Source organism: Streptomyces sp. NPDC053427, from assembly GCF_044544985.1.
GTDB lineage: Bacteria > Actinomycetota > Actinomycetes > Streptomycetales > Streptomycetaceae > Streptomyces.
The window spans coordinates 773,384-793,102 of the sequence record NZ_JBITYA010000001.1 but is presented as its reverse complement, the minus strand read 5'-3'; the positions used below and the strand labels follow the sequence as shown (position 1 = coordinate 793,102).

Here is a 19,719-nt window from a genome sequence, read left to right as displayed (position 1 = left end):
TCTGAGGGATCATCAGGTACGGGATCATCAGGTACACGGCATCGGGCATCCGAAGGGAGTCGCACCATGGGCAGGGCCACGGCAGTCGACGGCGTGCTGGAGGTACCCGTCATCGACATCTCCGCCTGGGACAACGGCGGCGAGGCCGACCGCGCCGCCATCGCGGCGGCGGTCGACGAGGCGGCACGTACGGTCGGATTCATGCAGATCCGCGGGCACGGCATCCCCGAGTCCACGGTGAACGCCTTCGCGGACGCGCTGGACGCCTTCTTCGGGCTCCCCCTGGAGGAGAAGAAGGCCCTGCGGTCGCCGTCCCCCGACATCAACCGCGGCTACACCCCGCCGCGTACCGAGAAGCTCAGCCTGAGCCTGGGCGTACCGGCGGCGGTCGAGGATCTCTTCGAGGCCTTCAATGTGGGAGCCGAGGCCGGGGCCTACCCGGAGCTGGATCTTCCGGAGGCCCACTATCCGGCCAATCTCTGGCCGTCCCTGCCGGGCTTCCGTGCGGCGGTGGAGGAGTGGTGCGCCCGGGCGGGCGGGCTCGCCGAGCGGCTGACGGACGTCTTCGCCCGCGCGCTGGGGCTCGAGGAGGGCTACTTCGGCCCGTTCACCGACCACTCCCTCGACGTCCTGCGGATGATCCACTACATGCTCCCGGAGGAGGAGACGGTGATCGACCGCGATCAGATGGGGATGGGTGCGCACACCGACTACGGCATCGTGACGGTGCTGTGGGCGGACCGCGTCCCCGGGCTGCAGATCCTCGACAGCGACGGCACCTGGCACGACGTCCTGCCGGAGCCGGGCTGTCTGCTGGTCAACCTCGGTGATCTGCTGGCCCGTTGGACCAACGACCGCTGGCTGTCGACGATGCACCGGGTCCTGCCGCCGACCGACGGGAACGGGCGGGTGGTACGGCGCCGCTCCGCCGCGTACTTCCACGACGGGAACTGGGACGCGGAGATCAGCACGCTGCCCGGCTGCGTACCGGCCGGCAGCGAGCCGCACTACCCGCCGACGACGGTCGGCCGGCACCTCGCCGACAAGCTGGCGGGGTCGCGGGCCGGCCGGCTCAACGAGAACTCGCCGCGCGAGGCCGCCCGCCTGCGAGCCGCCAGGAACGGCTGACACCCGCCCCGCCCCGCGTACGGCCGGGGCCCGTCCACCCGGCCCCGCCCGCGCCCCGAGAGGTCCGCCGTGCCCCTGAGATCGCGCCGCCCCGTCCCCCCGCCCGCCGGTGCCGGAGGCCCTTCCTCCCGCGCTGGTCGTGGCGTTCGCCTTGCATGCGCTCTTCCCGCGCGGCCGGCGGCACCTCAGGGAGCGGGCGGACTGAGCGAGGGCGCCCCCTGCTCCCCCGTCATCTCCCCCACCAGTGGCTGCTCCGTCCAGATGACCTTGCCGTCTCCGGTGTAGCGGGTGCCCCAGCGTTCGGCCAGCTGGGCGATGAGGAACAGGCCGCGGCCGCCCTCGTCGGTGGTGGCGGCCTGTTTGAGGTGCGGGGAGGTGCTGCTGTGGTCGGAGACCTCGCAGATCAGGGCGCGGTCGCGGATCAGGCGTACGTGGATGGGGCCGGAGGCGTAGCGGATGGCGTTGGTGACCAGTTCGCTGAGGATCAGCTCCGCGGTGAAGGCCTCATCGGCCAGGTCCCATTCGACGAGCTTGCGGACGGCCGCGGCGCGTACCTGGGCAACGGCCGAGGGGTCGGCGGGGACGTCCCAGTCCGCGACGTGGGAGGCGTCCAGGATGCGGGTCCGGGCGACGAGCAGCGCGATGTCGTCGCTGGGGCGCTCGGGCAGCAGCTCGCCCAGGGCGGCCTCGCAGGTCTCCTCCGGGGTCCGGTCGGCGTGGCCGGTCAGGACCCGGGCCAGCACGGCCATGCCGGCGTCGATGTCGCGGTCGCGGTCCTCGACGAGACCGTCGGTGTAGAGGACCAAGCGGCTGTTCTCGGGGAGCGGCAGTTCCCAGTTCTCGAACGGCATGCCGCCCAGGCCGAGCGGCGGGCCGCCGGGCACCTCGGCGAACTCGGCGGAGCCGTCGGGGCGCAGCACCAGCGGCTGGCAGTGGCCGGCACGGGCGATGGTGCAGCGGCCGGATGCCGGGTCGTAGATGGCGTACAGGCAGGTGGCGCCGGTGACTCCGGCGGAGCCGTCGGTCGCCTCGTCCTGGTCGATGCGGGTGACCAGCTCGTCCAGGTGCCACAGGAGCTCATCGGGCGGCAGATCGAGGTTGGCGAAGTTGTGGACCGCGGTGCGCAGCCGGCCCATGGTGGCGGCGGCGTGCAGACCATGGCCGACGACGTCCCCGACGACCAGGGCGACCCGGGCGCCGGGCAGCGGGATGATGTCGAACCAGTCGCCGCCGACCCCGCCGACGCCGCCGAGCCCGGCCTGCGCGGGGAGGTAGCGGTAGGCGGCCTGGACGGCATTCTGTTCGGGCAGGCCGCGCGGCAGCAGGCTGCGCTGCAGGGTGACGGCCATGGCGTGCTCACGGGTGTAGCGGCGGGCGTTGTCCACGCTGACCGCGGCGCGGGCGACCAGTTCCTCGGCGAGGGAGAGGTCCTCCTCGTCGAACGGCTTGGGCTCCTGGGCTCGCCAGAACATGGCCACGCCGAGGATGACACCGCGGGCGCGCAGCGGCACGGCGATCATGGAGTGGACGCCGTAATCGATGAGCCGGCGGGCCCGCTCGGGGTCCTGGCGCTGCCAGCCGGACAGAGCGGTCAGATCCGCTTCGCGTACGGGCTCGCCGTTGGCCAGGCCGGCGCCCAGGGTGGTGTCGGGATTGAAGCGGATCACCTTGCCGACCGGGTAGAGCGCGGTGTTCTCGGCGCCCGCGCCGCTGACCGCCGTACGCCGCATCTCCGGGCCGGAACCGGACGGGACGGGCTCCTCGCCGCGCAGCACGGCTCCGGCAAGGTCCACGGTGACGATGTCGGCGTACCGGGCGGCGGCGAATTCCGCCAGTTCCTCGCAGGTGCGCACGACGTCCAGGGTCGTGCCGATCTCGGTGCCGGCCTCGTAGAGGAGTTTGAGGCGGCCCCGGGCCACATCGGCCCGGCCGGAGAGCGCCTGGAGCTCGGTGGTGTCGCGCAGCGTGGTCACGCTGCCGGGCGGGCCGCCGGCCTGATCGGTGGAGCGCTGGTTGACGGCGAGCAGGCGGTCCCCGACCGGGTGCACCTCGTCGGTCACGGCCCTGCCGGAGGCGAGCAGCCCCGCGGTCCCCGGGTCCAGGCCGAGGTCGTCGATCTGGCGTCCTTCCACATCGGCGGGGAGGCCGAGCAGCCGGCGTGCCTCGTCGTTGGCGAGCAGCACCCGGCCGCTGCCGCTGACGATGATCACGCCCTCGCGGACGGCGTGCAGCACCGCGTCGTGATGCTCGTACATCCGGGTCATCTCGGCCGGGCCCAGGCCATGGGTCTGGCGGCGCACGCGTCTGCTGACGAGTGCCGTACCGCCGGTGGTGAGCAGCAGGACGCCCGCGGCGGAGCCGAAGAGGAGCGGGAACTGGTCGTCGACGACCCCGCTGACCTTGCTGATGGTGATGCCCGCGGACACCAGGCCGATGACCTTGCCGCTGCTGCGGCTGGTGACCGGGACGACGGCCTGGATGAGGGGTCCTATGGTGCCGGTGATCTTCTCGGTGACGACGCCGCCGGCCAGCGCGGGCGCGAGGTTGCCGACGAATTTCTTGCCGATGCGGTCGGGCAAGGGGTGGGTGTAGCGGATGCCCTGCGTGTTCATGACGACGATGAAGTCGACGCCGGAGCCTTTGCGGGCGGCTTCGGCGCGGGGTTGCAGGACGAGGGTGGGGTCGGCGCTCTTCAGCGCCTGCTCGATACCGGGGGCGTGTGCGAAGGCTTCGGCCACGGCGACCGAACGGTTGCGGGCTTCGCGCTCCGAGTCGGTTCTGGACTGCAGCACGAGTGCCGCTATGGCTGCGGCGACGAGCAGCACCACGATCGCCACCTGCAGGAGAAAGACCTGGCCTGCGACAGTTCGCATTCTCGGAACCGAACGCGGGCGGCCGTAGCGTCCGGCCATGTCCTCTTTCTACACCTCCCGCATACGGTGGGCGACCCGCGCGATGCGGAGCGCAGCCGCTCGGAGCCGCACCGCGACGGCCGAGTTCACAGGCATCCCGGAGTGGATCCGATGATCCCGCGCTCCCGGCTCGGGCACCAGAGGGCCAGTAAACCAGCGGGTATGTTTCACGGCTATCCGGTTGCGAAGTTCTTTATCCGTGACTGCGCATTGCCGTGACCGCGGGCGCCTTTGCACGGCGGCGCCCCGACGGCATTCGGGCCGCCTTCGGGAGGCCTTTGGGAGGCGTTCCGGCGGTATGGGCGGCCATGGACGAGGGCCGCTCCCGCGCAAAGAGGGCGTTTTGTCCGCCAGGGCGCCGGAATTGGAACGCATACGGCATTCGTGCCCCACGCGCTCTGCCGTCCGACGGGAATGCCATTGCGCGGATTCTCGCCCCCGCAGTGCCTCCCGCATGTAACTCTTGCCACAGGTTTGACCGCCGGAATTCCGGTTTTCGGCCGGTCGGGTGAGTGCGGGTCATTGCGCAATGTGCCTGGTCAGCCCCGATTGCCGGAAGATCGGGGACGGTTTGTGGGCGGGCGGGGCGGCCCGGGAGCGCTCCGGAGGGCCGGCGAGGGCGTATGAGACGTTCGTGGGCATGCATGTTGCCGAAGAGATCCGTGCCGAGGCGGTTGGGCTCATCGACCACCACGCGCTCGGTCTGTGGAAGCCCAGCGACGCCGACCGGCGAGCCGCCGTGGCGCTGTTCCGCTTCCTCGAGAGGGGCCTGCCGCTCACGGGCGAGCAGATCCGTTCCGCCCTCGCGGCCGCGGAGCCGTCGCCGGGCGCGAGCGAGCGCCTGCTCGGCCTGCTGCGGGCGACCGCCGGTCTGCTCGACGAAACGACAGCGGCCGACGGCCCCGCCGGGCGGGACGCCGTCGACCACGTGTGTCTGCTGCTGGACGCGCTGGCCCTGGCCCGGCCCGCCGGAAAGTAGCGGGCCGGGCCGGGGCGCCCGTCAGGCGGTCGCGGAGGGCTCCGCGCCCTCCGCGGCGGGCGCCTGCTCGTCCTCGGGGACGGAGATCACCCAGTGCGTCTCCTGCCGCGGGCGGAGGTAGACGGCCCAGTACACGGCGGCCGCCGCGACGATGAACCCCGTGATGAGCAGGCTCTCGGGGCTCTGCTGCCACAGCACCCAGGCCAGTACGAGCACGAGCAGCGCCGGAATCGCGGGCCACAGCGGCATCCGCCAGGCCATCCGGTGCTTGTGCGCCCCGCGGCGGGAGACCAGGGCGCCCAGCGCGACGAAGACGTACATGGCGGCGACGGCCACGCCGGTGACCTCGCTGAGCATGTCGAGGTTGACGAAGCACAGCGCCGCACCGGGGACACCGACCGCGAGGGTGGCCGCCCAGGGCGAGCCGAAGCGCTTGCCGACGTGCGAGAGGACGCGGTTGGCCGGGGTCGGCCAGGCGGCGTCGCGCGCCGAGGAGAACACCACCCGGGAGTTCTGGATCACCATCACGATGGCGGCGTTGACGATCGCCAGGGCGATGCAGAGGCTGACGAAGGTGCCGACGCCGGAGTTGCTCCAGGACTGCACCATGCCGGCCACGTCACCGGCGCCCAGGGTCTCCAGGTCGGGGGCGCCGAGGGTGATGGCGACGACCGGGATCAGGACGACCGCGGCGCCGATGGCCAGGGTCCACAGGACCGTACGGGAGACGTTGCGGCGCGGGTTCTCCATCTCCTCCGCGAGATACACGGCGGTGGAGAAGCCCTGGAGGATGAAGAGGGCGGTGGCCAGTCCCGCGATGATCAGGCCCCCGGTGACGGCCGTGCTGTGGCCGTGCCCGGCGTCCATGACCGGGTGGACGAGCACGGAGGCCGAACGGTGGGTGTGGGTGAAGCCGAGGAAGGCGACGACCGCGCAGGCCACGACCTCGAGGACCAGGAAGATGCCGGTGATCCAGGCGTTGGCGCGCAGGTCCAGCAGGCCCATGACGGTGGCCAGCAGCATCACGCCGGCCGCGGTCCACTGCGGATCCAGATGCATGATCGGGGCCAGATAGTCGGCGGTGCCCAGCGCGATGATGGGCGGGACGATCATGACCACGATCAGCGAGAGTATGAAAACCAGCCATCCCGCGAGCCGCCCCATCAGGGTGCCGACCATGGCGTACTCGCCGCCGGAGCTCGGGATGAGCGTGCCGAGCTCGGAGTAGGTGAAGGCGACTCCGATGCACAGCAGGGCCGCGACGGCGATGGTCAGGGCGGTGCCCGTACCCAGCGTCGCGAACGAGTCCGGCACGATCACGAAGAGCGAGGACGCCGGGGTCAGACAGGACAGGGTGAGCAGGGTGCCGCCGACGACGCCGATGGAGCGGGTGAGCTTGGGAGTGCCCGCCGTGCTGCTCTCGGTCGTACTGCGGTCGTCCCTGTCGGGGGCTGCGGAGGCAACGGTCGAGTTGGCCATATCTGTATCCGTGTCCCATCGGTGCTGGCGGCAGGAAGGGGGCACTCTTCGGCGGAGAGGGCCGCAAGGCGAGGGAAACCAGGAGAACTGCTGGCTCCGCTTCGGTGACCGAATACAACCCCCGTGGACGACTCCCGTCAAGGTTTTGTTAAGGCCGCCCGACAACGAAATCCGTTGCGTGACAGAGATCGTGAGCGCCGATCGACGCTCACGTAGCAATCTTCACGCGGATTCCGTGGCCTTGGCGGGGATGCGGAATCTTCCGTCCGGCGTCTCGGCTCGCGCGCCGGGGTCGGGGATCCGGCTCACTCCGTGGACCGTCAGAGGTCGTCGCACGCGCGGGCACGGGCGACGAGCAGCGCGACATCGTCGTGGTCGTGGCCGTGGCGCAGCTCGCCCAGCAGCCGGTCGCAGAGCTCCTCCAGCGGCCGCTCGGGCTCCGCGAGCAGTTCGAGGAGGGTGTCGAGACGGGCGTCGATGGGGTCCTCGCGGGTTTCGATCAGCCCGTCGGTGTAGAGGACGAGCTGATCGCCGTCGGCCACCGGGACGGTGGTCTGCTCGAACGTGACGCCGCCGACGCCGAGCGGGGCGCCGGTGGGCAGGTCCAGCAGCTCCGGCGGCTGTCCGGGGCGGACCAGGACCGGGGGCAGATGGCCCGCGACGGCGATGTGGCACTGCTTGGCGTGCGGGTCGTAGACGGCGTAGAGGCAGGTGGCGAAGGCCGGATCGAGCCCGGCGGCGATGTGGTCGAGATGGCGCAGCACCTCGGCGGGGTCGAGGTCCAGGTCGGCCAGGGCGCGGGTGGTGGTGCGCAGCTGGCCCATGGTCGCGGCGGCATTGATACCGCTGCCCATGACGTCACCGACCACCAGGGCGGTCTTGTCGCCGGCCACCGGGATGGCGTCGAACCAGTCGCCGCCGACCTCGCTGGCCGCCTGCGCGGGCTGGTAGCGGTAGGCGATCTCCATGCCCTTGGGCTGCAGGGGCCGGTGGTTCATCAGATGGCGCTGAAGGGTGAGCGCGGTGCGGCGTTCGCTCTGGTAGGAGCGGGCGTTGTCGATGCAGACCGCCGCGCGGGCGGCCAGCTCGACGGCAAGGACCGCATCGTCCTCGTCGAAGGGCAGCGGATTGCGCACGCGGTACAGCGACAGGGCGCCCAGCACCTCACCGCGGGCGATCAGCGGCACCGCCAGATAGGAGTGCAGTCCGGCCTTCCCCAGGAGTTCGGCGCCCTGCGGGTCGGCGGCGATGCGCGGCAGATCCTCCTCGGTCACCTGGGGGACGAGCACGGGGCGGGCGTCGGTGACGCACCGGGTGATCAGCCGGTCGGCGTCGTACGAGGCGATCTGTCCGGTGGGATCGGCGGCGCGGGCGGCGTCGGTCGGGTAGGCGGTGGCCACCGCGAGCGCCCGGAAGCGGGCCGCGGAGCCCGGGGGCAGGGAGGTCGGGCGGCGGCTGTTGAGGACGGCGTCGAGGACGTCCACCGCGGCCAGGTCGGCCAGCTCGGGCACGATGACTTCGGCCAGTTCATGGGCGGTCTGGTCGACGTCGAGGGTGGTGCCGACGGAGGCGGAGGCATCGGCGATGACGGCGAGACGGCGGCGGGCGCGGGCGGCTTCGGCGGCGGCACGGTGCTGTTCGGTGACGTCCACGACGGAGGTCGCAAGTCCCAGGACGCGGCCGTTGGGGTCCTCCAGCCGGTAGTAGGACACCGACCAGGCCTCTTCGGTCTCGGGGTCGGTGCCGGTGCCGGTGCGGCCGACGGTGAACTGGTCGAGCAGCGGGGTGCCGGTGGCGAGGACCTCGCGCATCCGGGAGGCGATGACGCCGGTGTCCAGGAACGACAGCGCTTCGTGGACACCGCGGCCGATGTGCTCCTCGGCGGGACGGTTGTTGATGCGCTCCAGGGCCGGGTTGACCATGACGAACCGCAGGTCCGTGTCGAGCACCGCCAGCCCGATCGGCGACTGGGCCACCAGGCGTACGGACAGCGCCAGGTCCCGCTCCACCCGGCGCAGTACGGCCTGGTCGGTGGCGATGCCCAGGGCGTAGGAGTGGCCGCGCTCGTCCAGCAGCCGCATGTTGCGGAATTCGACCAGCCGAGTGCCGCCGTCCTTGTGCCGGACCGGGAAGACCCCTGCCCAGCTCTCGCCGCCCGCCATCACCTGGGCGAAGAGGGAGAGAACCAGATCGAAGTGATCCGGGCCGACCAGCAGCTGTGCGGCGAGTTGCCCCAGCGCCTCCTCGGCGGTCCAGCCGAACAGATCCTCGGCCTGCGGGCTCCACAGCGTGATCCGGCCATCCGCGTCCAGCATCACCGCGGCCACGCCCAGAACATCGAGCAGGCCACCGGGCCGAGACGTGCCTGCCCCCGCCGGGGCCGCATCCTCGGGGAACGCGTCGGTCGCACCCATCAAGGCACTCCTTCCGCCGGTCGCCGAGGACCGACAGCCGTGGTGCTCTCCGCGCCCGGCCGTCTGCGCCGTGCGTTCGCTGCCCTCCATCATCTCTCCAGACGGGACGGCCCCGCAGGGAGAGCGAGATCTTCCAACAACGGTGTCCTGTGGGGAGCCAGCATTATGCGCCGTAGTAGTACACCTGGGCGACCGGACTGCCGAAATTCCCGGTGTGGCGGATAACAGCCGTGCGGGGCCACGCGACTTGGTGATGTCGATCTAGGGCGACTACCCTGGCATTAGTTGCCTCTGGCAACTAAAATTCCCGTACCCGCACTGCCGGAGCCGTGACCGCACTCCGGCCTCAGGAGAACCCGCATGTCCATGGATGACCAGCAATTCCGTACCTACGTGGAGGAGAACCTCGATGTTCTCGGCAACCACCCGGACCACGAAGCCCTGATCCATCAGGGCCGGCGCGTCACGGCGGGGGAATTCCGTGACCTGGTCCACCGCATGGCACGGGCCCTGCTCGCCCAGGGTGTCGGCCGCGGCGAAACCGTCACCCTGCTCAGCGGCAACCTCCCGGAGACCATCGCGGCTCGCTACGCGGCCAACCTGGTCGGCGCCCGCGTCAACCACCTCTACAACAAGCTCTCCGCCGACGCCCAGGCCGCCATCGTCCGCGACGTCGAGACCCGCGCGCTGATCGTCGACCCCCGCTACACCGAACGGGCCGCCGAGGTAACGGAGTTGGCCCCGGTTCCGAACGTCCTCGTCCTCGGCCCGGCGAAGCTGGGCACCGACCTGCTGGAGCTCGCGGCGGCGCAGTCCGCCGAGCCGCCGGCCGGCCGGGCCCGGCCCGACGACATCTGCACCATCCGCCACACCGGCGGCACCACCGGCCACCCCAAGGGCATCTGCACCACCTTCGAGCAGGCCCGCCGGTTCGGCGGGGTGCTGCCCGAGGAACCGGAGTCCGAGCGCCGTCAGCTGGTGGTCACCACCCTCGCGCACGCCGCCGGGTACCTTGCCGACAACACCCTGCACACCGGCGGCACCGTGGTGCTGCTCGACGACTTCGACCCCGCGGAGGCGCTCGCCGCGATCGAACGCGAGCGGATCACCGACATGTTCATGCTGCCGCCGCTGCTCTACCGGCTGATGGACCACCCGGACGCGCAGCACACCGACACCTCCAGCCTGCGGCGGCTGACGTACGGCGGCTGCCAGGCGTCACCGGCCCGGATAGCCGACGCGATACGCAGGTTCGGCCCGGTGCTGAGGCAGGGCTACGGGCAGAACGAGGCGGGCGGCATCGCCGTACTCTCCCCGCAGGACCACGACCTCGAGCGCCCCGAGCGGCTGCGCTCCGCCGGCAAGGTGCTGTCGGAGGTCGAGGTGGCGGTCCGGGACGAGTCCGGCCGTGACCTGCCCCACGGCGAGCACGGCGAGATCTGCGTCCGCTCCACCATGATCATGCAGGGTTACTGGAAGCAGCCCGAGCTGACCGCCCAGGTGCTCCGGGACGGCTGGCTGCACACCGGGGACATCGGATTCCTCGACGACGAGGGGTACGTGACCATCGTCGACCGCATCAAGGACATGATCGTCGTGGTCGGCGGCCATGTGTACACCACCGAGCTCGAAGACCTGCTCAACTCCCACCCGCAGGTCCTGCAGAGCGCCGTCTTCGGCGTCCGCGACGCGGACCGGATGGAGCGGGTGCACGCCGTGGTCGTGCCCGTACCCGGCAGTGACGTCGACGGGCAGCAGCTGCGCACGAGGGTGAACGAGCGGCGCGGCGCGATGTACGAGCCGGCGCACATCCGTTTCACCGACGCGCTGCCGCTGACCGACGCCGGCAAGCCGGACAAGAAGGAACTGCGCCGCCTGGCCGAGCGGGAACTCACCACCGCGGACCGGGCCGACGCATAGGCCCCTCCCGCGCCTATCCGGCGCGCGCGATCGAGCCGGAGCTGGTCTGCTGGAGAAGGGGACCGTCGCACCCGCTCCCGGAGAGATACAGATGAGCACGTATCGAGTTGCGCAGGTCACAGCCGCCCAAGGCCCGTTCGAGATCGTCGAGCGTGAGGTGCCGCTGCCGGGCCCCGGGCACGTACGGATCGCCGTGGAGGCCTGCGGGATCTGCCACAGCGACACCGTTTTCGTGAACGGCGCGGCGCCGGGCATCACGTTCCCGCTGGTCCCCGGGCACGAGATCGCCGGGCGTATCGACGCGCTCGGCGAGGGGGCGCGGGACAAGGGATGGTCGGTCGGTGACCGGGTGACGGTGGGCTGGTTCGGCGGCAGCTGCGGCCACTGCACGCCCTGCCGGCAGGGCGACTTCATGGTGTGCCCGAACCTGAAGGTCCCGGGATGGGCCTATGACGGGGGCTTCGCCGAGGCGGTGATCGTGCCGGCCGACGCGCCGGCCCGGATCCCCGACGCGTTGGCGGCGGTCGATGCGGGCCCCATGGCCTGCGCGGGCGTGACCACGTACAACGGGCTGCGGCGCAGCCCCGCCCGGGCGGGCGACCTGGTCGCCGTCCTCGGCATCGGCGGCCTCGGTCACCTGGGAGTGCAGTACGCGGCCGCGATGGGCTTCGAGACGGTGGCCATCGCGCGCGGGGCCGGCAAGGCCGACTTCGCCAAGCAGCTCGGCGCACACCACTACATCGACAGCACGGCGGACACCTCCGTCGCGGAGGCGCTGCTGGCCCTCGGCGGCGCCAAGGTCGTCCTGGCCACCGCCGCCAGCTCCAGCGCCATCACGGCGACCGTGGACGGGCTGGCGCACCGCGGCGAGCTGGTGGCCATCGGCGTGGAGACCGAGCCGCTGGGCATCAGCCCGTTCCAACTGCTCGAGTCCGGCAAGGTCGTTCGCGGCCATCCGTCCGGCACGGCGCAGGACGTGCAGGACACCATGGCGTTCAGCGCCCTGCACGGGATCCGCCCGATGGTGGAGCCCGTGCCGCTGGACGAGGCCGACGAGGCGTACCGGAAGATGGAATCCGGCGCCGCCCGCTTCCGGATGGTGCTCACCACCCACTGAGGCGCACACCCCGGGGACGGCCCTAAAGGGCGTCCCAGGACTCGGGGCCGCCGCCCTGCCAGTCGATGAGATCGGTCTCCTCGATCTCGATGTCGTCCAGGCCGATGTGCCGTAGGACCTTCACCAGGTCCTCGATGCGGTGGGCGACCCCCAGCTTCCGGTCGCCCGCCGTCACCCGCCGCGCCCCGTCCGGGCCCGGCGGGTGCACGGTCACCTGCGGTGGTGGGTTTGCTTCCATGGCACCAGGGTGCGGGCCGGGACGGCGGACCGCACGTTTCGGGGACGGGGACGGGGACGGGAATCGGGCGAGGCCCGAGCGGGGGACACGTGGCGGGAGCCGGTCAGAGGCGGATGATGACCAGCGCCGTGTCATCGGTGGTCCCGCCCGGCGGCAGCAGCTCCGCCAGGAGCGCGTCGGCGAGCGGTTCGACGTCGCTGTCCCGGTGCCGGGCGAGCGAATCGGCCAGGCGGGCCAGGCCCACGTCGATGTCCTCGCGGCGGCGCTCGATCAGGCCGTCGGTGTACAGGACGAGGACGGTGCCGTCGGTGAAGGGGGTGCGCGCCTCGGGCCGGGCCACATGCTCCGGCCGCGCTCCCAGCGGCGGGTCGGTGGCCTGATCGAGGAATTGCACCGTGCCGTCGGGGTGCAGCAGGGCGGGCGGCGGATGGCCGGCGCTGCTGTAGTGGACGGTGTGCGTGGTCCAGTCGATGACGACCTGCACCGCGGTGGTGGATTCCGCCCCGTCCACCGAACGGGCGTACAGGCCGAGCACCTCCAACGCCCTGGCGGGCCCGGGGGCGACCAGGACGGCGGCGCCCAGGGCGCTGCGCAACTGGCCCATGACACAGGCCGCTTCGAGCCCGTTGCCGACGACATCGCCGACGGCCACCGCCATCCGGTCCCCCGGCAGATCCGTCAGTTCGTACCAGTCGCCGCACACATTGAGCGTCCCGACGGCGGGCTGATAGCGCACCGCCGCCCGGTGATGCCCCACCAGCCGCGGGGCGGGCAGCATCGCGGCCTGGAGGGCCAGCCCCACTTCCCGCTCCCGGTCGTGGGACCGGCGCAGCCGGACGTTGACCTCCTGGAGTTCCCGGGCTCGGCCGTAGAGCTGGGCCGCCATCCGCTCCCGCTCCACGCCGAGCTCCGCGCCCCGCGCCCGCACCAGTTCGGTGACCTCCTCGACCCGGTGCACCAGCAGCTTCACCTCCCCCTCGGGGCCGAGTACGGGCGCGTTGACGGTGCTCCAGTACCGCTCCTCGTACACACCGGGCCGGCCGGGCACCTCCACGTCGTAGCGGTGCAGCGGCATGGCGTCGGGGGCGCGGGTGGCCATCGCGTGCCGCAGCGACGTCTCCAGGCCGCGGACGCCGGCGGAGTCGGGATCGGCGGGGTTGTCGGGGAAGACGTCGAAGAGGTAGCGGCCGATCTGATGGTCGCGCGGACGTCCCGAGAGCCGCAGATGGGCCTCGTTGACGTCGAGGATCACCAGCTCCGGGGTGAGCAGCACCGCCCCGCCCGGCAGTGCCTGGAAGACGGCCTCGTAGTCGATCGGGCCGGACACGACCGGTCACCCGTCCCGGCGCGGCGCCCGGGGCCCCCGGGTGCCCGGACACGGCTGTGCGCCCCGGCCCGCGGCGGACGCTCCGGACGGGCCCCGGAGGCGGCGGCCGGCCGGCGCATGCGGTGGTGTCCCGTCGTACTCCACGGCCGAAATGTTTCCTTCCCGGCGGTGTCCGCGCATGCCGGGCGGGGGTGCCCCGCGGGCCGTCGGGGCCCGTACCGCAGGAGGAGCCCGGTCCGACGCGTGCGGGGCGGATGCCGCCGTTCGGGTCAACCGGGGAGCCGACGGGGAGGGCTTGGCGCCGCATTCGGCGCGCCCGCGGCGCGGCACCCGGCCTCAGCGCTTCCGGGCCCGGCTCGGCTGCACCCGGGCCGGCTCCCCCGGCATCTTGGGATGGTCGGGCGGATACGGCATGTCGCCGACTCCCTCGTCCGCTTCCTGACGGTCCGCCAGCTCCAGTACGGACTCCAGGCCGAAGGCGTGCTCGCCCATGTCCGCGTGGACGTCGCCGAGTTCGGCGACGCGCGGCGGTACGGTCCGCAGGTCGAAGTCCTCGGGCGCGGCGTCGGCCAGCTCCTCCCAGCGCAGCGGGGTGGAGACCGTCGCCGTGGGCCGGGCGCGCAGGGAGTACGCCGAGGCGATGGTCCGGTCCCGGGCCATCTGGTTGTAGTCCACGAACACCTTCGCGCCGCGCTCCTCCTTCCACCAGGCGGACGTCACCTGGTCCGGCCGGCGGCGCTCGAGGGCCCGTGCCACGGCGATGGCGGCCCGTCTGACCTCGGTGAACGTCCAGTCGGGGCGGATGGGCACATAGACGTGCACGCCCCGGCCGCCAGACGTTTTCGGCCAGCCGCGCAGCCCGTGCTCCGCCAGCAGCTCCCGCAGGTCGTAGGCGACCCGCACGGCGTCGGCGAAGTCCGTGCCGGGCTGCGGGTCGAGGTCGATCCGCAGTTCGTCGGGGTGTTCGGTGTCGGCGCGGCGCACCGGCCAGGGGTGGAAGGTCAGACAGCCCAGATTGGCCGCCCAGACGACCGCGGCGGGCTCGGTCGGGCAGATCTCATCGGCGAACCTGCCGCTGGGGAAGGCGATCCGGGCGGTGGGCAGCCACTCCGGCAGCCCCTTGGGCGCCCGCTTCTGGTAGAAGAACTCGCCCTCGACGCCGTCCGGGAAGCGCTGCATGGTGGTGGGCCGGTCGCGCAGGCCGCGCAGCACGCCGTCCGCGACCGCGAGGTAGTACTGCGCGACGTCCAGCTTGGTGAAGCCACGCTCCGGGTAGTACGTCTTGTCCGGATGCGACACCCGCACGGTGCGCCCCCCGACATCCAGCTCCACAGCTCCTGCGGCCATGACTCAACGCTAGGTTCCGTCCGTCCCCGGCGCGCGCCGGAGGCGCCGGACCGGCACGATCGAAGGCATGGACCTGCCCGTCATGCCCCCGGTGTCCCCCATGCTCGCCAGGCTCGTGGCCGACATCCCCGCGGACATGCAGTACGAGGCCAAATGGGACGGATTCCGCGTCATCGTCTTCCGGGACGGCGACGAGGTCGAGATCGCCAGCCGTACGACGAAGCCGCTCACCCGCTATTTCCCGGAGGTGGTGGCCGCCGTACGGGCCGAGCTGCCGCCGCGCTGCGTCGTCGACGGCGAGATCGTCATCGCCCACGACGGGCGGCTGCACTTCGAGGAGCTGCTGGAGCGCATCCATCCGGCGGACTCCCGGGTCCGGACGCTCGCCGAGCGGACGCCCGCCTCCCTCGTCGCCTTCGACCTGCTGGCTCTCGGCTCCGATGCGCTGATGGAGGAGCCGCAGTCGGCGCGGCGGGAGGCGCTGGTGGCGGCGCTGGAGCCGGCCCGGGCGCCCGTGTACACCGCTCCCGCGACCACCGATCGGGAGCTGGCCCGCACCTGGTTCACCCAGTTCGAGGGGGCGGGCCTGGACGGGGTGGTCGCCAAGCCGCTGGGGCTGCCGTACCGGCCGGGCGACCGCGCGATGTTCAAGATCAAGCACGCCCGCACCGCCGACTGCGTCGTCGCGGGCTACCGGCTGCACAAGAGCGGGCCGGTGGTCGGCTCCCTGCTGCTGGGCCTGCACGACGACGCCGGGCGGCTGCAGCACGTCGGGGTGTGCGCCTCGTTCCCGATGGCGAAGCGGCGCGCGCTCGTCGAGGAGCTCGAACCGCTGCGGATGGACGATGCCGTGGGGCACCCCTGGGGCGAGTGGGCGGACGAGGCGGCGCACGCCTCCCGGCGGATGCCGGGCGGGCCCAGCCGGTGGAGCGGCGGCAAGGATCTGTCCTGGGTGCCGTTGCGCCCCGAGCGGGTGTGTGAGGTCGCGTACGACCACATGGAGGGCAGCCGGTTCCGGCACACGGCGCAGTTCCGCACCTGGCGCCCGGACCGTACGCCGGAGAGCTGCACCTATGCACAGCTGGAGGAGCCGGTCGGCTACGACCTGGGGGACCTGCTGACCGGCTGAGGACCGAGGTCAGCGGGTCCTGCCGTTCGGTGGCCAGCGGCGGCGGCGCTCGCCGGGCGCGAGGCGGTCCACCACTTCGGCCAGCTCCGAGCAGGCCAGCTCGATCTTGCGCCGGATGCCGTTCTGCTCGGTGATGATCGCCGACAGCAGCAGCGCGGTGAGCGCCGTGGACGCGTTGAGGGCCTGCAGATTGACCATCGCCTCGAGCAGGCTCTGCCCGCTGAACGGCCCGATGCGGCGGGTTGCCGACGTGATCGCCACCACGGACACCAGCAGTACGACCGGCGCGGCCCCCACCAGCTGGAAGCGCAGCGCTGCCCACACGATCAGCGGAAAGACCAGGAACAGCAGGGACAGCGGGCTCCTGACCGCGAGGACGGAGACGATGACCGAGCAGGCCAGCAGGGCCGCCACCTCGGCCCACCGGTATAGGGGGATGTCGCGGGGCCGCCGGATCGTGCGGAAGGCCAGCACCAGCGGCGTGACGACGAGGATGCCCATCGCGTCTCCCACCCACCAGGCCGCCCAGGTCCGCCAGAAGTCGCCGGGCGGCAGGGACCCGGTGAGCACCTGGACGCCGCTGCCGAACGTCGCACTGATCAGCATCCCCGTGAAGGCTCCGAGGAGCACCAGGGCGACCCCGTCGCGCAGCCGGTCCAGTGCGGGACGGAAGCCCACCCGCCGGAGCATCAGACACGCGCACACCGGGGCCAGGGTGTTGCCCGCCATGACGCCGAGGACGGTGACATCGAGCGGACTGAGCGTCCACACGACGACGAGGGTGCCGAGGGCGATGGCCGGCCAGGTCCACAGGCCCAGCAGGAGCAGGCCGCTCAGGGCGATGCCCGTGGGTGGCCACAGGGGCGTGACCACGGTGTCCGCGATCACGACCTGCTCCAGCAGCCCGATCTGGGCGGACCCGTAGTAGACGGCGGCGAGGACGACGATCGTCAGGGCAGGGGGAGCGAGCCGCCGGAACCGCTCGGTGCGCACCACAGCAGCCATCAGACAACGCCGGTGCCCCGGCGTCGGCCGCGACACGCGTGCCCGGTGCGGGCTTCACCCGGGTCTGTCCGCCGCCCCGTCGAAGCTCAGCACCATCACCGCCGCGTCGTCGGTATGGCCGGTGCACTCGGCCACGTTCATCACCTCGGCGGCCACGTCGGCCGGATCCTCGCCGGCCCTGGCGCCGACCAGCTCCCTCACCTGCGCCAGCCCCGTCTCGATCGCGAACGACGGCCCCTCGACGACGCCGTCGGTGAGCAGCACGTAGGTGCCGGCCGTGGTGAGCCGGCGGCGGGTGACCGGGTAGGTCTCGCCCGGCACGATGCCCAGCGGCAGCCCGCCGGGGTCCTCGGTGACGCCGTGGCTGCCGTCGATGGTGGCCCAGACGCCGGGCACATGGCCGGCGCGGGCGCTGGAGAGTTCCCAGGTGGCCGGGTCGAAGCGGAGGAAGGTGCAGGTGGCGAAGAGGCCGACGGCCACCGAGAGCAGCAGGTCGTTGGCGCGGCTGAGCACCTCGCCCGGGTCGGCGGCGTGCGGGGCGACGGCGCGCAGGCCTATCCGGATCTGCCCCATGAAGGCGGCCGCCTCGACGTCGTGGCCCTGCACATCGCCGATGCAGAACGCCAGGGATCCGTCGGGCAGCGGGAATCCGTCGTACCAGTCGCCGCCGATGTCCAGGCCGTGCCGGGCCGGCGCGTACGTCGCGGCGGCCCGCAGCCCCGGCACCTCCGGCAGGGTGGTCGGCAGCATCTCGCGCTGCAGCGCCTCGGCCAGCTCCACCCGGGCCTGCTGCAGCTCGGCCCCCTCCCGCGCCTGGGCGGTCAGCCGCCCGAGCGTGGTCAGCAGGTCGTCAGCGCTCGCCGACCGCGGGGGACGACGCCGAAGCATGGACCGCTCCAAGGTGCATCGGTGGATGGGCCACTGCGGGGTGCGGTCCGCGCGGCTTGTCCGCCGCCCTCTCCTGACCTGGCGGTATCCACAACTCCCGGGTTCATCATATTTCTGCGGGTCGGCTTCCGCGCGGCCGGTGCCGTGGCCGCCCCCTCACGCCGCGGCCGCGGGGGACGCCGTCAGCTGCCCGACGCCGGACCGTACCGCCCAGCGGAAGACCCCCAGCGCGAGGACCGCCACGGCAAGGGAGTCGTACGGGGCGGGCAGCCGGCCGGAGCCCTCGAAGGTGCCCAGCGAGGAGAGCACGGTGAGGACGGCGAGGTAGGCCACCAGCCAGGCGCCGGTGCGCAGTTCCGCGCCGAGCGGGCGTACGGGAGCGGCGTGGGCTCCGGGGCGGCGCATGGCCAGGAAGATCAGCAGCCCGCCGAGCACCAGGGGCAGCGCCAGCCGCAGATCGTGCCAGCCCGACCAGTACACGAACTCGGTCGCCACCACGAAGCTGAGCGGTGCGATGTAGCGCAGGCCCGGTACCCAGCCGGCCGTGCGGCCGCCCGGCTCGGCGCGGAACACCGCGACCGCGACCGCCGAGGCCGCGTAGATCAGCAGATACATGTCGCCCATCACGCTGACGATGTCCTGCCAGCCGCCGAACGGCAGCAGAAAGACCAGGATCACCACGAGGTTGACCACCAACGCCCGGCGCGGGATGCCGAACCGCTCGTTGACCTTCATGAAGTAGCGCGGGATGGTGCCGTTCTTGGCGAGCGCGTAGGTGTGCCGGGCGTCGATGGCCACGCCCACGTAGGCCGAACCGCCCGGGGAGAGCACCGCGTCCGCGTACAGCAGGCTGGACAGCCAGTGCAGATTGAGGATCAGCGCGAGCTGGCCGAACGGCGACTCGAAGGAGATCCCTTTCCAGCCACCGCCGAGCAGGTGTTCCGGGACGGTGAAGAGGAACGCCACTTGCAGGGCGAGGTACATCAGGACGGCCAGGCCGATGCCGGTGAGGACCGCGGCCGGGATGGTCCGCCGGGGATTGCGGGTCTCGCCCGAGAAGTCCAGCGGCGCCTGGAAGCCGTTGACGGAGTAGACGATGCCGCCGCCGGCCAGCGCGGTCAGGCAGGCGACATAGCCGTACGGCGCGAAGCCCCCGTGGTCCGTCAGGCGCCCGGAGTGCCAGCCGGAGGCGATCAGCGCGAAGACCGTGACGACCGGGACCACGATCTTGAACACCGAGACGAGGTTGTTGAGCCGGGCGAACAACCGCACCGCGAACCAGTTCAGCGCGGTCAGCAGCACGCTGAGCCCGCCGGCCACCGCCAGGCCGGAGGCGGTGAGGGTGCTCCCCTGGTAGAGACCCGGGAGGTAGTGGGCGGCGTACTGCATGATCGCGCTGATCTCGGCCGCGGTGCCGCCGACCGAGAGCAGCACCGACCAGCCGATGAGGGTGCCGACCAGGGGGCCGCTGGCGTAGAGCGGCCAGCGGACGGTGCCGCCGCCCTCGGGCCGTGACGCGCCCAGCTCGATCATGACCAGGGCGACGAGGGTGCACAGCACCCCGGCCCCGATCCAGGAGAGCAGCGACGCCGGGCCCGCCGTCTGCGCCGCGTACATGGCGGCGAACAGCCAGCCGGAACCCACGATGTTGGAGAACCCGATCCCGGTCAGTCCCCAGAAGCCCAGATCGCGGCGCAATCGCCGTTCCTGCGCCTGGACTTCCGGCGCGCCGGCCTCGTCTCCCCCGTCTGACACCTGACGCTCCGTCACGAAATCGGCCTCCTTGCTTCCCGCCTTGCAGGTCGGAGCCTACGTGACGAGGCCGGATGTGGATCA

Annotated in this window: 14 protein-coding genes; 5 read left to right on the top strand and 9 right to left on the bottom strand. The window is 72.1% G+C overall.

From position 1 onward, the window contains the following. Positions 1–66: 66 nt before the first annotated feature. Positions 67–1,128: an isopenicillin N synthase family dioxygenase gene (locus ACIGWZ_RS03035; RefSeq protein WP_400060164.1), complete on the top strand. Its 1,062-nt coding sequence runs from the start codon at positions 67–69 to the stop codon at positions 1,126–1,128. Positions 1,129–1,313: 185 nt separating this feature from the next. On the opposite strand, the gene ACIGWZ_RS03030 is transcribed toward ACIGWZ_RS03035, so the two are convergent. After that, positions 1,314–4,040 (bottom strand): SpoIIE family protein phosphatase, encoded by a 2,727-nt coding sequence (locus ACIGWZ_RS03030; RefSeq protein ID WP_400060163.1) that lies wholly within the window; start codon positions 4,038–4,040, stop codon positions 1,314–1,316. 640 nt (positions 4,041–4,680) lie between these two features. Here ACIGWZ_RS03030 and ACIGWZ_RS03025 point away from each other — a divergent pair. Beyond that, on the top strand, positions 4,681–5,019 hold the full coding sequence (locus tag ACIGWZ_RS03025; RefSeq protein WP_400060161.1) for a hypothetical protein: 339 nt from the start codon (positions 4,681–4,683) through the stop codon (positions 5,017–5,019). A 21-nt stretch (positions 5,020–5,040) separates the two neighbouring features. Here the strand turns inward: ACIGWZ_RS03025 and ACIGWZ_RS03020 are convergent, their stop codons facing one another. Together ACIGWZ_RS03020 and ACIGWZ_RS03015 are read right to left on the bottom strand one after the other, a co-directional pair. Continuing rightward, positions 5,041–6,498: an APC family permease gene (locus ACIGWZ_RS03020; RefSeq protein WP_400060159.1), complete on the bottom strand. Its 1,458-nt coding sequence runs from the start codon at positions 6,496–6,498 to the stop codon at positions 5,041–5,043. A gap of 320 nt (positions 6,499–6,818) precedes the next feature. Further along, positions 6,819–8,912 (bottom strand): SpoIIE family protein phosphatase, encoded by a 2,094-nt coding sequence (locus ACIGWZ_RS03015; protein ID WP_400060157.1) that lies wholly within the window; start codon positions 8,910–8,912, stop codon positions 6,819–6,821. Between the two features lie 360 nt (positions 8,913–9,272). Between ACIGWZ_RS03015 and ACIGWZ_RS03010 the strand changes: the two genes are divergently transcribed. Together ACIGWZ_RS03010 and ACIGWZ_RS03005 are read left to right on the top strand one after the other, a co-directional pair. After that, on the top strand, positions 9,273–10,832 hold the full coding sequence (locus ACIGWZ_RS03010; RefSeq protein ID WP_400060155.1) for an AMP-binding protein: 1,560 nt from the start codon (positions 9,273–9,275) through the stop codon (positions 10,830–10,832). Positions 10,833–10,923: 91 nt separating this feature from the next. Continuing rightward, positions 10,924–11,949, top strand: coding sequence for an alcohol dehydrogenase (locus ACIGWZ_RS03005; RefSeq protein ID WP_400060153.1), 1,026 nt, complete (start codon positions 10,924–10,926; stop codon positions 11,947–11,949). Positions 11,950–11,971: 22 nt separating this feature from the next. Here ACIGWZ_RS03005 and ACIGWZ_RS03000 read toward each other — a convergent pair whose 3' ends face one another. From ACIGWZ_RS03000 to ligD, 3 genes are all read right to left on the bottom strand, one after another. Then, on the bottom strand, positions 11,972–12,187 hold the full coding sequence (locus ACIGWZ_RS03000; protein WP_400060151.1) for a hypothetical protein: 216 nt from the start codon (positions 12,185–12,187) through the stop codon (positions 11,972–11,974). 103 nt (positions 12,188–12,290) lie between these two features. Further along, entirely contained in the window at positions 12,291–13,514 is a 1,224-nt protein-coding gene (locus tag ACIGWZ_RS02995) for a PP2C family protein-serine/threonine phosphatase (protein ID WP_400060149.1), read from the bottom strand. A gap of 336 nt (positions 13,515–13,850) precedes the next feature. Beyond that, entirely contained in the window at positions 13,851–14,861 is a 1,011-nt protein-coding gene (ligD, locus tag ACIGWZ_RS02990) for a non-homologous end-joining DNA ligase (protein WP_400060147.1), read from the bottom strand. A 67-nt stretch (positions 14,862–14,928) separates the two neighbouring features. On the opposite strand from ligD, the gene ACIGWZ_RS02985 reads away from it, so the two are divergent. Beyond that, positions 14,929–15,990 carry an ATP-dependent DNA ligase gene (locus ACIGWZ_RS02985; RefSeq protein WP_400060145.1) on the top strand — a complete coding sequence of 354 codons (1,062 nt, stop codon included), beginning with the start codon at positions 14,929–14,931 and terminating at the stop codon, positions 15,988–15,990. A gap of 9 nt (positions 15,991–15,999) precedes the next feature. Here the strand turns inward: ACIGWZ_RS02985 and ACIGWZ_RS02980 are convergent, their stop codons facing one another. The 3 genes from ACIGWZ_RS02980 to ACIGWZ_RS02970 all read right to left on the bottom strand — a co-directional run bounded on the left by ACIGWZ_RS02980 (position 16,000) and on the right by ACIGWZ_RS02970 (position 19,653). Continuing rightward, complete coding sequence (locus ACIGWZ_RS02980) at positions 16,000–16,986, bottom strand: MASE1 domain-containing protein (RefSeq protein WP_400060798.1); 987 nt, start codon at positions 16,984–16,986, stop codon at positions 16,000–16,002. A 63-nt stretch (positions 16,987–17,049) separates the two neighbouring features. Beyond that, the gene (locus ACIGWZ_RS02975) at positions 17,050–17,883 is read right to left on the bottom strand and encodes a PP2C family protein-serine/threonine phosphatase (RefSeq protein WP_400060143.1); all 834 of its coding nucleotides are present in this window, start codon (positions 17,881–17,883) and stop codon (positions 17,050–17,052) included. Between the two features lie 156 nt (positions 17,884–18,039). Further along, entirely contained in the window at positions 18,040–19,653 is a 1,614-nt protein-coding gene (locus ACIGWZ_RS02970) for an APC family permease (RefSeq protein ID WP_400060141.1), read from the bottom strand. Positions 19,654–19,719: the final 66 nt, after the last annotated feature.